Source organism: Pseudomonas sp. SCPG-7 (genome assembly GCF_002156405.1).
GTDB lineage: Bacteria > Pseudomonadota > Gammaproteobacteria > Pseudomonadales > Pseudomonadaceae > Aquipseudomonas > Aquipseudomonas parakoreensis.
The window spans coordinates 258,297-275,345 of sequence record NZ_MVOO01000001.1 but is presented as its reverse complement, the minus strand read 5'-3'; the positions used below and the strand labels follow the sequence as shown (position 1 = coordinate 275,345).

Here is a 17,049-nt window from a genome sequence, read left to right as displayed (position 1 = left end):
GCGACCAACCGGTCGCCCAAAGTACTACACGAGAGTCCTTTACAACGTCAGCTGCCCCCGTTCCTCCTCGGTCAGCTGCTGTTTCGCCTGTTCATCCAGCACCCCGGCGCCCAGCACCTGCACCGGGCTGTTCGGGTTGTATCCGCTGGCCGGCGCACGACTGGCGCCATCGCGGGTCGGCGCCAGTTGCTCGTTACCGAAACTCAGCACCTGCACGGTGAACACCGACGCCTGATTCTGCCGCGCTGCTGCCTGCTGCTGACGGGCCACGTCCTCAGCGGCCTGGGTGGCTGAAGAGGCAGCGGAGCTTGCCGAGGTGATCGCCCCGGTGTTCACCGCCGACACAACAGGCACACCCGTCGCCTTGCCCTGCACCGAGATGTTGGCAGCGTTGACCACCGTCAGCGCGGCGATGTTGACGTTGCCCGAGACGCGAATCCCCGCCTCCCCGGCGTCGATGGTGCCCAGCGGCGCGATCAGGTCGATGTCGCCAGGTGCCACTTCGGCAATCGGGTTAAGGGTGGCGATACCCGCACCGGTGCTCGGCACCGAAGGCGACAGGGTCACGTTGCCCCAAGTGTCGTAAACCCGTTTCGGCGGGGTGTAGACCACGGTGGTTTTCGAACCGCGACCGGCGTTGATGTCGCCCTCGGCCGACCAGCCGAGAATCGAACCACCGAAGGTGGTCATGATCCGGCTCTGCCCCAGCAGAATGCTGCCCTGCGAGTAGAGCTGAATGTTGCCCAAGCCCTGCGTAATGATCCCCGCCGTGGACGGTGGTGCTGAGCCTTCGATGCCGAACACCTGACCGCCGCCCGGCGTGAGCATCTGGATATCGCCGCCGAACAGGGTCTTGACCCCGGCACCACCGTAGAGCGTGATGTCGCCGTCGTAACGCAGCGGATTGCCCGCCACATCGGTGCTCGGGAACAGTGCGGCGATGGCGTTGCGACCGCGCAGATAACTGCCTTTGCGTGGGCCGTCAGCGTCGTTGTATTCCAGGCCGCCGGCGCGCAGTTCGGCGAAGTACACCTGGCGAGCGAAGATCGCCTGCTCGGCACTTGGCAGCGCGGTATAGAACGCCTGTGCCTGCTCTGCGTTGCCGCTGAAGCCGTAGCCGAGCGTCAGCCAGCTCTGCAACTCGTCGAGGTAGGTCTTGACCACTTTGCCCGGCTGGCCGTTGAGAGAGGCATTCGGATCAGCAAGGTTTTGCGGGTTCAGGTAACGGGCGATGAACTTTGTGTAATCCGGCCCCTGCGCGCCTGCGCCCGCCTGCAATACCACGCTGGCACCGGGCCGCGAATCCCCGGCCACTATCGCGCCGAGGCTGGTGATGCTGGCACGGTTTTCCATCAGGATGTTGCGCCCGGCATTGATATCCAGCGTGCCAGGGCCGGCGATATCGAAGCTGCTGTAGAGAATGTCGCGGCCCGCCGACACCCGGGATATATCTCGCGGGTCGTTATGAACGAACAGGTTGCCGGTCGAGGTGATGCCTTCCCGACCCACGCCCATCTCATCGGGCTGCACGGCTGTCGGTTGGCCCAGGTGGGTTCCGGATGCCACGATGTCACGTCCGGCAATCATCCAGACAGGGCCTGCTGCTTCGTACCAAGTGCGTTTCGAGGTATCGAAACTCAACGTCTCGCCACTGCGTATCCCCACCAAATCGCCGGTCAGGGCATAGAACCGTGCCGGCCCTTGCACATCATTCAAACCGGAATAGCTGTCGGGCCCAAAAGCGAACAATGGATAACGCGAATTACCATCCGGTTTAACACCGTCACTGCCGTAGTTGCTGGTGAGTGGCTTGTTGGGGTTATTGCTGGCAAAGGCGAGGAATGACGGCCTGAACGGGGTGGCGATGGCCAGCGGGCTGGCACCGGACTGATTGATTGCGTAGCCGCCGGCATAGATGGAATCGCCCGCCAACAGTTCGAGTTGCCCGGATGGAGAAGGCGCCAAAAGCAGGGAATACGCGGTTTTCGGCGCAGCATTGCCGACCCCGTAAGCCGCTGATGGCCCCGCATAAATCGAACCTTGAGCGGCAACGGCCCGAAGAATCGCCGGGTAGACAAAACGACCATCGGTGGGCGAGGTATTGGCGCCCCTCACAGGAGACAGACTCCCATCGACCTGCGCCAACTGAGTGCTGGGCGTGAGATTGCCGCCGGCGGAAAACAGATCGATGGCGGTGTGATCGGTCCACAGTGAGAAGCCGCTCAGGGTGCCACCGGGAAGGATATTAGCGTCGCTATCGAGCAGTGGCGTGGCGTTGAATTGGCTCACACGACCGGGATCGGCCGCCCCCCCCAATACCAGATCACCACGGGTGCTGAGACTCATGCCGGAGTCTCCGGGAATCAGCACCAGGCCACCAGAAGCGTTGCTGGTCGTCGAGGTGAACGGATCCAGCGGTCGGGTTTCACGGACATCATGCAACTGCGAGCTGGCACCGTATTGCAGATTGATGCCGCCCAGCGCCCCACCCGTCAATTGCGCCGCACCGCGCAAGTTGATCAGTGCGCCTTGCAGGTCGTGCCTCGGCGGCTGAGTCCCGTTATCCCCGGCCCGCGCTTGCAGCGATGGGTTGAATGCGCCGCCGATGCGAATGTCCATATCGCCACCGCCGGTCATCTGCACGCTCCCATCGTCGGCGACACGCCCGGTGCTGCCCACGGCAACGATCAGCCCTTGGCTGCGCGGATAATTGACCGCATCGCCCAACGGTCTGAGCATCCCGGCGTCGCCACCGACACGCAGGCTGATGTTGCCGCCGCCCAGGGTGCCGAATCCGGTGAAGCCCACCAGGTACGGTTCGGTATTGGCGTCAGGCGTCATCAACCGAGTAGCGTAACTGCCAAAGTTGATCCACCACGCTGTGGGCACATCCGGGTTGCCCGTGCCTTGGCGCCACAACCAGTTGCCCACTGACGCACTGGCGATCTGTTCGCGGAAACCGCCATTCACCGATTGTGCTTTCGTGCCGACGGAATCCCCGGAAACCGAGCCACCGGCATTGATGTGCAGATTGCCACCCAATTGCGGATACCAGGCCTGATAAAGGCTGTCGCTACCGCCGTCGACCCATTTTTCATAAGTGGCACCGGCGCTGCCCAACACCGAATTGCTGTCCGACAGATGCCCACGTTTCTGGTTGTACAACGGATCGACATTCGCTGATTGAGTGCCGGCGGTATAAACGCCGAACGGTGAATCCATGCTCAGGTTGCCGGCAGCCATCAGATCGAGATCGCCTGTACCGGTGCGCAGCACACTGAACATCTGACTGTGGGCCTTGGCGGTTGTGCCGGGATTATTGCCGATGCAGAACTCCGGATAGATTTCACAAAGGATCTGATACTCCTCGGGAACGGGTTCGTAGTCAGGTCCCTGACCATTGCCCGGCGCCCAGACCCAACGTGCCATCGGCACACAGAGCCCTTCCACCTGTGCACAGATCTCCAGTTGGTCATCGGGCACAGGGTAATATCCCGGAAGGTCATACGGATTGTCGGGTGCCCACACGAGTATTCCCGTTGCCTGGGTAAGCGTGACACCGTAATGAGTGTCCGCCAGCCGCAGATTGCCATCGGTGGTGACAGGCTTCACGGCACGGCTGTCGGCCGCATCAAGATCTGCACCCGCCACCACGCGCATCGACCATGAAGCACTGCCCGACGGCAGCATGCTGGCCAGCGCCCAGTTCTTGCCCTGTTGTGTGCCGTTGAACGGCCGCAACTCGATCAGCGAAGTGCCTTCGGCGAGCTTCACATCGGTCATCGACGGAATCAGCGAACCGCGCAACAAGGCCAGTTCGCCCTTTAATTTCACCCCGGAGAACGTCGTCAGATCTGCATCGTAAGCACTTGGCAGCGGCACACCCTTGGGCCAGTTCATCGCTTGCAGGGCGGTGGCCTTGTTCAAACGGATGCCGGCGCCCAGGCGTGTGTCGGCAGGCAACGTCACGCTGTCGCTGAGCAGCGTACCGGCGGTGTACAGCAGATGACCGTTGCTGTCGTGAATCGCCCCCGCCAACACCGTGCCGGCGCTGAAGGTATACGCCTCGTTCAGCACAGCTTGAGTCGGCAGCAACGTGCCACTGGCCAGAACCGCTGGTTGAATCGTCACGTCGTAATTGAGTGTCGCCCCCTGCGGAAACTGCGTGCCCTCGGCCAGCGTCACCCCACTGCCCGGCACGATCAGATCGCCACCGAACGGCTGCACACCGGCAATCAGTTTCCACCCGGCGTCATCCTGGGTTTCCGGTGGCGGCGCGAAGCCGTCATTGATGCTGCCGTAAATATCGAGGTTGCCACCGGCACGAATCACCAGGCTGCCTGCTTCCCCGGAACCATATACGGCGGGGTTCAGCTGCGTGTGCGGATTGAGACTGGCGTAGCGATAACCGGACAAATCCAGATCGCCCTCTACCACCAGATCACCGTCAGCCGTCTTGCTGGCGATCTCCACACCCGGGCGCAGATGGAAGGCGTCGGCGTAAGTGGCGTTATTCAGCCCGGCGAGTTTGCGTTGCAACAGATCGTTGTTGCCCAGTGCGCCGTTGATAAAATCATTGCTGTCGCCGTGAATGCGTTCGAGCATGGCCTGATCAATCACCTGATATGGTCGGCCACTGACCGCCGGATCGACGCCATCGCGGGCATCGGTATAGCGGCGCAAACCATTGAGCCCGATGGAGCGAGCGCCCTGAATGGTCAACACACCGCTGGCGTCGATGGCGATGTCATTGCTGCCCAGACGCGGCGCGTTCAGCTCCAGCGTACCGCGCAGCACTCCATCGTGTTGCCCGGCGAGGAAACCGGGCACGGCATCAGTGCCGTGGCGCAGGTCGATACGCGCGCCGCTGCCCAACGTAAGCAAACCATCGCCGGAATTCAGTTCGACCGTGGCGCGGTTGGGTGCATCGATGATCTTGCCGTAGCTGTCGACGCGCAGCACGCGGCCATGGGCATCGAGTACGCTGCTGCCAGCCAGCGTCAGGCCATTTTTCGCCGACAGGCGAATGCTGCCGACACGCTCGCCGCTGGCATCGATCAGACCGGCCACCGTCAGGCTGCCATTGTCCAGCGCGACATTGACCTCGCTCGCTTTGAGGCCATCGCCGATCACCAGGTTGCCTTGTTTGAGCTGCAGGCTGCGGCTGCCGTAAACCTGCCCGGCATTCAAGCGCTGATTGAGTGCGGCGAACTGCTCGGTGGCGTCACCACCCAGGCGCTGCGCGCGAATGTCCACGCCACCGGCCTTGTACGGCACCAACGTGCCTCCGGCGTCGTAGTAACCGCTGCTGCCGCCGACAATCTCGCCTTGCAGATCGACCATCCCGGCCGCATCGGCCAGAGCGACGACGCTGAGGTTACCGGCCTGATTGTTCTTCGCCGACAGATCGATCCGCGAGCCCGCAGCCTGGCGAATATTGCCGTTGGCGCTGTACAGCGATACGTCGCCGCCCCAGCTGTATTTGCTGACATCATTGAACGGCAAGGTCCGCCCGGCCATGTCCAGCACGGCACGAGTGCCCAGCGTTAAATCGCCCTCGGACTTGACGGTCAGCTTGCCGCTGGCCAAGGCGATACGGCTGTCCAGCACGATATCGCGGGCTTCAAGATTCAACTCTGCAGCCAACGCATTCGCCACCCCGGCAGCCCCGGCGCCGCTGAGGGTCAGGCTGTTGCCGACCTTGAGCAGACTGACCGAAGCCGCTTCACCGGTGAGCAACGGCGTGCGCAGGTTCAGATTGCCGCCGCTGTAGCGGTAACCCTTGAGCGGATCGTAAGCGCCCTGCTCCTGATACACCGCCAGGCTGCCCTTGTGATTGGCGGTGATGCGCTCGCTGGCGCTGAGGTTGACGTTGGCAAAACCCAGCGCCAGACGATTGTTCTGATCCAGCCCGCTGGCCTGAGGCATCGGGCCGTAACCCAGCTCGATCCGCTGGGCCTGAATGTCCAGTGTGCCGCTGCCCGTACCGGCGCCACCGGTGATGACGCTGCCAGCACTTTGCGTCGCGCCGTTCCAGATCAGGTTGGCGGTGCGGATGCTCGCCACATCGTTGGCATCGCCCAGACCGTAGATCGCCGGGGTAACCAGCACCAGGTTCTGCAGTTTGCTTTGGCCGGTCTGCGGATCGATTGTGTCGAGGCTCACGCTGCCGAAGAAATTGAAGGCATCGCGGGTGGTCAGGCTCAGGGTTTCCAGCGCTGGCGCAGCATATTGGGTGTCGCCGCGCAGCAGGCGGTCGAGCACGTTCTGGTTAAGGGTCAGACCGGCCGGTACGCGACTGCCGGCCGCCGCCAGCGCGGTGGCGCTGCCGGCGTTGACCGAGCCCACTGCCAGTGCCAGTCGGCGCGTGCCGAAACGTACCGCTTCACCCAGTTCGAACTGATTGTCCGTCGCCGCCGTAATACTGCCGTTCGAATAGAGCAGCGCCGGATCGTTGCAAGATGACGTGACACACACGCCAATCCGGATGCTGCCCGCGCCGCTGATGCCGCTGGCCGCTGCCGGCGCCAGCACATGGGTCCAGCCGTTGGATACGACCAACAGGCTCGAGGCTTCAGGCTGGTAGAGGTAGCCGGACGTTGAATCGAAGGCCACATTGCCACGCTTCAGGGTGTTGATCCCGGCGCCCGCTTCGACCGTGATGCCACCGGTGGTCGAGGTGGTGCGCAGCACGACTTCCGGCGCTGACAGGATGGCCCCTTCGCGCAGCGTGATGTTGCTGGAGGTCCCCACGAACTTGATGATGTTGCCGGTCGTGTTGTAAGTCACCTCCGGCAGCGCACCGAGCGTCAGACGTCCGGCATTGAAGTTGTTCAGCGTGTCGGCGTACACCGACACGCCACTGAAACCCGGCGACGGCGCATGCCCCGCACCGAGCACCTCGAACTCGGCGCCGGCGTAACCACCGCGTAGCGCCGCCGTGCCGATCAGCCCGCCTTCGGCGGCATCAAACAGCGCTCGCCCATCGAACTGCAACGCAGTCTCCTGCTTGCCACCCGTGCTCAGGCGCAGATCAAGCACCTTGCCGTCCATTGGCGCCAACGCACGGGGCACGCCACGCCGGGCGGCATCGCTGCGGATGAACTGGGTGAACGAGGTTTCGTTGTACTGCGAGTAACGGCGCAGCACGTCAGCCGACGTCAGGATCACCTGACTGGCCAGACTGTCGCGCAGTCCGGTATTGGCAATCGAAATCTGCCCGCTGCTGGTCCACGAACCGTTGCGTAGCTGCAACGCTGCCGTCGTCGCAGCTGGCGTCGCCTGACCGTTGACCTCGACCCGGAATGCGCCCGGCAACAAGGCAAAGGTGGACGGCAGCAGCGTGTATGTCCCCGCCGCCAGCCCCGGCACGCCGGCGCCAATAGTGACCTGCTGGCCGATGCGCGGATCGACCGCTCCGGCTTCGGCCAGGATCGGCGCGTAACGGCTCTGATTGCCCGGCACGATGGCGTAGACCGGATTACTCGCCAGCCCCGGCAGACTGAAGGTGCCATCGGTGGCATTGCGCACCAGCGGATTGAAGCGCGCATCGGTAGAACCGCCGCGTCCGGAAATGAAACCGGCGCCGCGAAGATCGCCACCGCCGGACAGATCGATCAGCGCACCGTTCTGCACCTCGATGTATTGCCCACCGATCGCCACGCCGTTTTTATCGCCCGTGATGCCGTTCAACACCACGGATTTACCGTTGTAGAGATAATCGATGCCGTCCGTAGTGCCACCGTATGGCATGACCAGACCGGCGCCGCTGACCGACGTGGTGCTGCCCGACAGCAGTCGAACCTCATGACTGGTGGTCTGCAAATCGTCACCCAGAACAATCTTGCCCAGCGGGGCCCGAACCACCCCGCCCTGCTCGATGTACGCCGCGGAAAAACTCAGATTGCCGAATACCGAGTACGGCACCTCAGCGGGTGCCGCACCGTGGCTGCTGATCCGCAGCGTATGGTCGGACACCGCAACGGCACCCTGATAGCCAACGCGCACTTCAGCCTGGACGTCACTGGCGGGATAGATTTGTGCAGCACCGAGGTTCAAGTCACCCGGCGTCCACAGCCGGGTTTTTTCGGCACCGTCGTTGGGTGCGAGGAAACGCAGATCGCCACGACTGTCGAGGCTCACCTGACCAAATGCCCGTCGGCCATACGCAACCGCCGGCGCGCCGAGTTGCAGGATTGAACCCTGCGTACCGAACGACAGGCCATTGCTCACGTCCAGCAAGTCCGCTGACGCGCTGAAGGTCGCGTCCGACAGCTGTGTCGTCGGATTATTGGTCAATCGCGGCCGTATCAGGCCGAAGCCGGCGTGGTAAGTGCCGACGCCAGACAGGCGCAGGTACGGCGCGCTCAAATCGACGCGAGTCGTACTTGCGGAGGTTTCGGCCAGCGACAGCGCTCCGGCGTACAGCGTCAGGCTCTGGTTCATGTGCAGATTGACGTCGCCGTCAAACGACAGCAAACCGTTGCTCAACAGACTCAGGTTATCGAAGCCGCCCGCCATCAGGCTGTCTGCGCTCAAGCGCGTCTGACCGTAGCGCAGGTCAGCGGCGCCCTCGCCCGGACGCAGATCCGGCGCGAGCGGTTTGTCCGTCGGCGCCTGGCCAATGATCATCTCTCGCGGCGCCCGCACGGCATTGCTTGCCGAGTCAACGTACAGCGGTGTTTCAAGCGCAACGTCCAGACGACCGCCGGCAGCCCCGACACCGCCCGCCACTGCACGCAGGTTGCCCTCAACGAACAGGCCGTTGTAGGAGCTCAGGCTGATCCGCCCGCCGTCGGTTGCGACGCGGGTCGGCCCTTGGCCGGCGATATCCAGAACGGTCTCGCTGCCGGAAGCGTCCAGCCGGGCGCCCTGACGCACGATCACATAAGCATCGGCGGCCGTGGCTGTAGCCAGTTTCGCATCGATTTCACCGCCGATGATGATGCTGCCGCCCTTGCCGACCTGCCCGTAAGTGCGGCCCAGCGCATCGACTGCCGTAGTGGTGCGTCCGGAGACATCCAGCACAGCCTGTTCACCGATCCAGATGGAGCGGTCATGTGCGCTCGGATCGGCCACGGCAATGGCGGTCGCCGGTTTGTTCGAACCAAACTGTTGCTGACGGATATCAATCGCACCACCCCAGGCATTCAGTTCACCTTCCACGGTGATCTGTCCGGCACCGCGCAGTTTGATGCTCTGCCCCGGATCGACACTGATCCGCGAACCGCGGCCCAGGGTCAAGGTGCTGTTGGCGGCGTCTATCAGCCCGACCAGCGTCGCGCCACCTTGCAGTGTCAGGCTGGCGCCGGCGCGTTGGGTCAACAGGCCCTTGGTCGGGTTTTCCTGGAACAGCGTCGGTGTCCACAGCTCCAGCGCCGTTTGCGGATCGACACCACTGACCTGATTCGGCGCGGCATCAGCGAAACGGTACACCGGCATGTGCACATCGATCGCCGTACCTTCAGCAACGTCCAGCCCATTCAGGCCAATCAGGTTGTAGGCGGAAAAGCCCTTGCGCAACAGATCGGCAGACAGCTGCAGGGTATTGTCGGCCAGCGCCTTGTCGGTCTGACCGATGAGAATCTTATTGGCCTGCACCGTCAGCGTGCCGCCGCCCGTGACACCGTAGCCCCGCAGTTCGCCCGCAAGGTTCAGGTGGGTTTCACCGGGCGCCGAAATCGCACTGGATTCCAGCGTCAGGTCGCCGCCCTTGCCACCCCGGGTCTTGCCGTTGGCCAGCACAGCGCCGCCGGAGGACGCATCGAGCAGACTGCCTGCGCCCATATCGATGTCGCCACTGCTGCGGATCGACAGCAAACCGCCATTGAGATACGCCAGGCTCGCACCGTCGTCCGGGTTGCTGCGCAGGTTGCTCCATACACCACGGGTATCGAGTTGCACACCGTCGGCCACAGTGACTTGCGTCGCCTTGCCGACCTTCGCCGTGAGCCGAGTGTCAGCGGTGTCGCTACTGAGAAACTGATTGAGCACGTTACCCAAGCGCAGACTACCGCCACGCGCGCTCAGGTCGGCGCCGATCTGCACCTCCGGGGAGTACAGGGTGATGTCGCCACCGTTATCGACCGTGAGCGCACCGTCGACGGCGATCTGATCGCTGGCCGCGACCTTGAGCGCACCGAGCCGGAAACCATTGAGTTGATCGTTATCCAGATACAACTTGCCCTTGCGCGACTCGGACACTGCGGCGCTCAGATTCAGATCACTGTCGGCGACCGGACGCGTGCCACCGATCTGCACCTGATCGAGCAATGGATTGAGGGTGTAGAGCAGGCCATTCGACGCCGCGACGAAGGTCGGGTCGTAACTGCCGACGATCAACTGCGCACGCCGGGCCAGTGCGGTCTGGCTCTGCTGATAGCCGTCGAGCACCGGTTTCGGCGCCTGATTCTGCCGTTCGCCCTGATACACCTCGCCGATCATTTGCCCGTCGAGGACCGCATTGGCCGTGGCAATCACCAGTTGCCCGGCATCGCGGCCCACGGTGTAACCCGACTCGAAACGCGAGCGCGGGGCAATCAGCGGGCTGTAGTAATAGCGGGTCTGACCCCAGCGTTGGCTGCTGTCTTCATAGCCTTTGTACAGGCCGGTGTAGAGCAGATCCCCCGGCGCGCGCGACACTTCATACAGCTTGCCGTCGGCGCCACGCAGCCAGCTCTGGCGGATCTCGCCGCTCTGCACATCCAGGGTGCCGCCGGACAGGTTGATCAGCGAACCCTTTTCAGTCACCACGTCGTTGCCGGCAAAACTCACCGTGCCGCCCTGAGCCATCCATTCGCCGACGCTGTGGCCCTGAGTGCCGAGATAACCACCGACTTCCAACAGGCCACCGGCGGTGTACCAGCGATCCGTGGCGTAGCCGTTGGTGCCCGCCGGCACATACACCAGATCGCGCACATCGACCCAGATGTCATTGCTGTTGAGCGCGCCTTTCTCGCGGTTGACCGAGGCATCGCGCTGCTCGTTGCCTTGCACGTTGATCTTGATGCTGTTGTTTTCCATCGCCACTCTGACGCCGAGGGCACCGGACACATCGATCATTGCACCGTCGCGCACCAGGCTGCGGCGTTGTGCATTGACCGCAACCTGGCCGCCAGTGGCCAGGGTGATCGAACCGCTCTGGAACTCGACACTGCCACCGCTCTGAATCTCGACGCGTGACTGATCGCCACGGATCCGGTTATTGGCCGTGACGCCTGTCAGCGCGGCCTGACGTTGGCTGTCGAGGGCCGTCAGGTCACTGCTGTCGAGCATGACGGCCGTGGCGCTGCCCTGCCCCAGCGTGACGCTGCCGCTGCCGCTGCTGTCGCTGTTCGGGTTGGTCAGGTGAATCGTGCCCCGCGTCGCCACTGACGTGCTGGCGAGCAATACGCCATTTTGCACCACCTCGTGACCGGTCAGAGTGATGTCGCCCGTGGCAGACTGGATCAGTCCGTTGTTAGTGACTTTGCCCGCAACGGCTCCGGCCTTGAAGCCGGGAATGACTTCGCTGCCGAAGGTGGTCGACAGCGCATTACCCTCGGTGCCCGAGCCCTTGCGAATGTAGAAACGGTCACCAGCGGCCAGCACGGTCTGGCCCTTGACGGTGCTGATGCTGCCGTCGTTCTGTACGTCGCTGCCGAGCAGCAAGGCATAACCCCCGGCAGCTGTAGACGATGCCGGCTTGTGGGTGTCGATGGAGGCACCACGTTCCACCAACACTTTGCCGGCCGCATCGGTGAAGGTCGGCTGGGTGGCGCTGCTGTCGAAATACAGACCCCGATCGCGGAACTGGATATCGGTGATATTCGCCGCTGCCGCCACCAGGTTGCGCACGTTGACCTGACTGCCGCCGCTGAAGACGATGCCGTTGCGGTTGATCAGCATCACCGTGCCGTCGCCCTTGATCTGGCCCTGAATCCGGCTGGCCCGGGCATTCGGATCGTTGACCCGGTTGAGCACCGCCCAGTTCGACTGCTGGGCGAATTCAACGGTGGTGTTGCGGCCGACGTTGAAGGTTTCCCAGTTGAGGATCGCCTTGTCGGAGGTCTGCTCGATCTTCACCGTTGTCTTGCCGTCGGCCCGGGTCTGTTGCGGGCCCTTGGCGTTCTGCCAACCCTGGGTCAGGCTGTTATCGACTTTCAAACCGCCCTCGCCCAGACCGTCCGGTACAAACTGTACCGTGCCCAACGCCGCCGTGCGTCCGGCCGCCTGCGCCGCCTGTTGCGCAGCAATCGCGGCAACCGTGTTGTTCAGGGTCTGGATCGAACGCTGCAACTGCGCATTGGCTTTTTGCTGTTGGGCCAATGGCGGTGTCATCCCCGGCAATCCGCCAACGCTCGGACGTGCCGCCGCAGCCTGTTGCGCTGCACCCTTGGCGGCAAACCAGCTCGAACTGAACGCCGTCTGCGCCTGCGCACTGCCCGCCACCAGACACAACGCCACCGCGTGCGCCAATGGCTTGAGCAGCCACAGCGCCGGCTCCACGGCATCACGCTGGAAGGACTGAACGTGGGTACGACGACGGGATGGGCGAGCGAGCATCACTACGAGATCCTTTTTTGATTGCCACACTTTGGTTGCCAAAGATGCCGCAGGCCTGCAAAAACCTGCTGTTACGACATAGGCCGTTGGCGAGGGGCGCGACCGAACGGATGTCACACAAACTTCATGTTCGGCGTGTATTCGAGCCAAAAAAAATGACGGCAACCCCAAGGTTGCCGTCATCGGCGTTACGACCGCGAGAGCTTACAAAGGACGACCGATAGCGTTGCAGACGCTGGCGTTGTTGATGTCCAGGTTGTTGCCCGAAGTGTTGGTGATGAAGTTGGCGGTCACAGCAGTTTTCCAGGCGTTAGGCACGGCGACGAACTTGTGGGCCTGAGTCGCAGTGTTGTTGCCCGGGTTGCTGTAGTGCTGAGTCAGGAAGGCTTTGACGGCCGCGGCCACGGTTGCATCCTTGTAGCACTGACCGAAGATGAAGTTGGTGTAGGCAGCCAGTTTGTAACCCGAAGCCGGGTTAGCCACCACGGGCGACCAGTTGGCAGGGTTTGCAGCCTGGGCGGGGGTCGAAGGAGCCGACACCGACGACAGTGCCAGGGTGACGTTGAGCGACGTTGGCTGAACGCCGTTGACGCGAGCAACAACAGCGTTGCTGGTAGCGTCGACACCGTCCGGACCGACATAACCGATCGAACCGTCAACCGCGTTCACGGCGGTGGCGACATCGGCAGTGTTGGCGACGCCGACCCAGTTCGACGGCAGCGCCGAACCGGCTGGCAGACGCGCGTTGGTGAAGGTGGAGCTGGTGGCGAACTGAGTCGGGCAGACCGAGTTCAAGTGACGGCTGAGGATTTCCGAAGTGCCGCTGGAAACGTTGCGGTAAACAACGCGAATCGGTGTGGTGTCAGTGGTGCCGAGCAACTGGCCCCAAGTGGTTTTGGCACCGGAGAACGCATCGCACAGTTGAGCGCTGGTCAGGTTCAGTGCGGTCTGGCCGGCTTTTTTGTACGGGATGGCAACCGAAGTGGCCACCGACGGCAGTTGAATCAGCGGGCCGTACGAAGCGCCGTACGTGGTGTTGTAGGTGCTGATTTCCGCAGCGCTGAGGATCGAGTCGCTACCGGCGAAATGCACGGTGCCGGTGGTGCTGAAGCCAGCCGGGTTGTTGCTCAGGAAAGCGGTCTTGCCGGCACCGCTACCCACGGCCGCGTAGCTGAAGTTGGCAGGCAGGATGCTGTCGGCCGAACCTTTGTACAGCGCGGCTGGCAGCGTAGCGCCGCCACCGGTAACGGCCATGGCCTGGGCGGAAGCCAGAGCGGCGACTGTCAAGGAAGCGGCGATCAGAGTGCGCTTGAACATGAAGAATCTCCTTTTCAACGATGGTTGTGAACACAGGTTTTCAGGGGACTTGCATGACACTGGGAAGACTCACCGCTGACCTTCGCAAGCGGGGCCCGGGGTTAAGTCGCAGTGAGAAATTCGCAGTTTCCGGTGACAGATAAAGGAAAAAACCTCGGGAGCTGCGCGGGGTTTTTCAGGGGGTTTTCTCGGGTGTTTGCGGGGGATTGCGCGGCGTCTGGATCGTGGGTTTGGCTGAAACTGGCTGCAGCCGTTGCGGGGTGGTTGCAGATGACAGAAAGGAGAACCCGAGGATGGTTCTTTTGAGGCTCGGGTGATGCTGAAGTCCTGGTAAAAAAGTCTGAGTTATTTGTTGTGCTGCATGGCCCTATCGCTGGCAAGCCAGTTCCCACAGGTTTTGATGTTGTGACGCAGGTCGCATTAACAACACTGCCCCCTGTGGGAGCTGGCTTGCCAGCGATGGGGCCAGGGCAGACCACATCAATCGCAGCTACTGCACCAACTGGTTGATCTCAATGATCGGCAACAACACCGCCATCACAATCACCAGCACCACCCCACCCATCACCACAATCATCAGCGGTTCGAGCAACGCGGTCATGCCCATTGCCCGCCGTTCGATATCCCGCGACAGCGTTTGCGCCGCACGTTCGAGCATCGGCGGCAGTGCGCCGGTTTTCTCGCCGCTGGCGATCAGGTGAATCAGCACCGGCGGAAACACGTTTTCCACCCGCAACGCCGCCGCCAGGTTCACCCCTTCACGCACCTTGGCCGTGGCGTCGCTGACGCTCAGGCTCAAGCGATCATTGGATAACGTCTGCCGCGCCGCCTCCAGCGCCCGCAGCAACGGCACCCCGGCACCGCCGAGAATCGCCAGGGTCGAGGCGAAACGCGCAGTGTTCAGGCCCAACACGAAACGCCCGATCAGCGGCAATTTCAGCACCCGATGATGCCAACTCAAGCGCGCCGCCGGATTGCGCAGGTACAGGCGCCAGCTCCAGAATGCCCCCGCGATCAGCACCGCACACAACCAGCCCCACGCCCGAATAAAATCGCTGGCGGTGAGCATCGCCAACGTCAGCCCCGGCAAGTCCTGCCGCGCCTGGGAAAACGCACTGACCACCTGCGGCACCACATAGCTGAGCAGGAAGATCACGATGCCGATCGACACCAGCCCGACCACACCGGGATAGATGAACGCGGTGAGAATCTTGCCGCGCAGGTTGTTGCGCTCCTCGATGTAGTCGGCCAGGCGCTCCATCACCTGCGCCAGATCACCGGACTCCTCCCCGGCGGCGATCAGCGCGCGATAGATCTCCGGAAAATCCCGTGGCCGTGCGGCCAATGACTCGGCCAGACGCATGCCGCTGCGCACGTCGGCGCGCACCGCGCTGAGGGTGTGGGCGATGTGTTTTTTCTCGGCCTGTTCCACCGTCGCGCTGAGCGCAGCCTCCAGCGGCAGGCTGGCGCCGAGCAGGCTCGCCAATTGCCGGGTGGCCCAGGCCAGATCGTTGTCCGACATCCGCGCACTGAACAAGCCACCGCCGCCATGCTGGGCGACGTTGCTCTCCTTGTGCACCGATAACGCAGTCAAACCACGGCTGCGCAACACGCCGAACGCAGCGCCCTGACTGTCTGCTTCCAGATGCCCGGATTCGATCTTGCCGGTGGCGTCGGCGGCTTCAAAACGATAGCGATTCATCAGGCGTCCCGGGTCACACGAAGGATTTCTTCCGGGGCGGTGGCGCCGCTGCGAATCCAGCGCTCGCCGTCCTCACGCAGGCTGAACATCCCGGCCTCTGCCGCCGCCGCGCGCAAAGCCTGCTCCCCTGCCCCTTGGTGAATCAGGGTGCGGATGTCGTCGTCGATGCAGAACAATTCGTGGATGCCGGTGCGGCCGCTGTAGCCGGTGTGGTTGCAGGCGGCGCAGCCCACTGGCCGCCACGTGCCCGGTGCCGCCGGGTCTTCCTGCTTGCACTGATTGCACAGGCGTCGCACCAAGCGTTGCGCCAGTACACCGAGCATCGACGAGGCCAGCAGAAATGGCTCGACGCCCATGTCGATCAAGCGGTTGACCGCCGACACCGCGTCGTTGGTGTGCAGCGTCGCCAACACCAGATGCCCGGTGAGCGAGGCCTGCACGGCGATTTGCGCGGTTTCCAGATCGCGGATCTCGCCGATCATGATGATGTCCGGGTCCTGGCGCAGAATCGCCCGCAGCGCCAAGGCGAAGGTCATGTCGATCTTGGCGTTGACCTGGATCTGGCTGATCCCCGGCAGATCGTATTCCACCGGGTCTTCGACGGTGAGGATGTTGCTGGTGCTGGCATCCAGTCGCGCCAGCGCGGCGTAGAGGCTGGTGGTCTTGCCGCTGCCGGTGGGGCCGGTGACCAGCACGATGCCGTGGGGCTGGCGGATCAGGTGATCGAGTTTGGCCAGCACCTGCGCGTCCATGCCGAGGGTTTCCAGATGCAGGCGCCCGGCCTGTTTGTCGAGCAAGCGCATCACCACGCGCTCGCCATGCCCGGTGGGCACGGTGGAGACGCGAATATCAATCGGCCGCCCGGCCACCCGCAACGCGATACGGCCGTCCTGCGGCAAGCGTTTTTCGGCGATGTCGAGCTGGGCCATGATCTTGATCCGCGACACCAGCGCGCCGTGCAATGCCTTGCGCGGCGACACCACGTCGCGCAGCGTGCCGTCGACCCGATAGCGCACCACCGAATGGGTTTCGAACGGCTCGATATGAATGTCGCTGGCCTCATCGCGCGCGGCTTGAGTGAGCAAGGCGTTGATCATGCGGATCACCGGCGCGCCGTCCTGAGTGTCGAGCAGGTCGGTGATTTCCGGCATGTCCTGCATCAGGCGGTCGAGATCCACTTCGTTTTCTGCTGCTCCAACGACCGCCGCCGCACTGCCGGTATCCGCGTAAGCCGTAGTGAGCAAGCCGTCGAGTTCATCGTCGCGCACGCGCCGGAGCGACGTTTCACCGAACTGCCGCCGCACCTCGCTGATCGACCAGCCCGGTGTCGATGGGCAAACGGTCAGCACGCCGTCGCACAACAGAATGCGCTGGGCCTTGGCCCAGGCGTAGGGCAATGCACTCATCTCTTGCGGCCCCCCAATTCCCCTGTGGCGAGGGAGCTTGCTCCCGCTCGGGTGCGAAGCCCCCGTAAATCCGGGATGCAG

Annotated in this window: 4 protein-coding genes; all 4 read right to left on the bottom strand. The window is 63.1% G+C overall.

Going from position 1 to position 17,049, the window contains the following annotated elements; translation table 11 throughout:
- Positions 1–39: 39 nt before the first annotated feature.
- Entirely contained in the window at positions 40–12,543 is a 12,504-nt protein-coding gene (locus tag B1722_RS01325) for a filamentous haemagglutinin family protein (RefSeq protein WP_086790973.1), read from the bottom strand.
- 204 nt (positions 12,544–12,747) lie between these two features.
- A complete protein-coding gene (locus tag B1722_RS01320; protein WP_086790972.1) occupies positions 12,748–13,860 on the bottom strand; it encodes a substrate-binding domain-containing protein in 1,113 nt (370 codons plus the stop codon).
- Positions 13,861–14,350: 490 nt separating this feature from the next.
- Positions 14,351–15,562, bottom strand: coding sequence for a type II secretion system inner membrane protein GspF (gene gspF / locus B1722_RS01315; protein ID WP_086790971.1), 1,212 nt, complete (start codon positions 15,560–15,562; stop codon positions 14,351–14,353).
- Positions 15,562–16,968: a type II secretion system ATPase GspE gene (gspE, locus tag B1722_RS01310; RefSeq protein ID WP_086790970.1), complete on the bottom strand. Its 1,407-nt coding sequence runs from the start codon at positions 16,966–16,968 to the stop codon at positions 15,562–15,564. The genes gspF and gspE overlap by 1 nt, the downstream gene beginning before the upstream one ends.
- Positions 16,969–17,049: the final 81 nt, after the last annotated feature.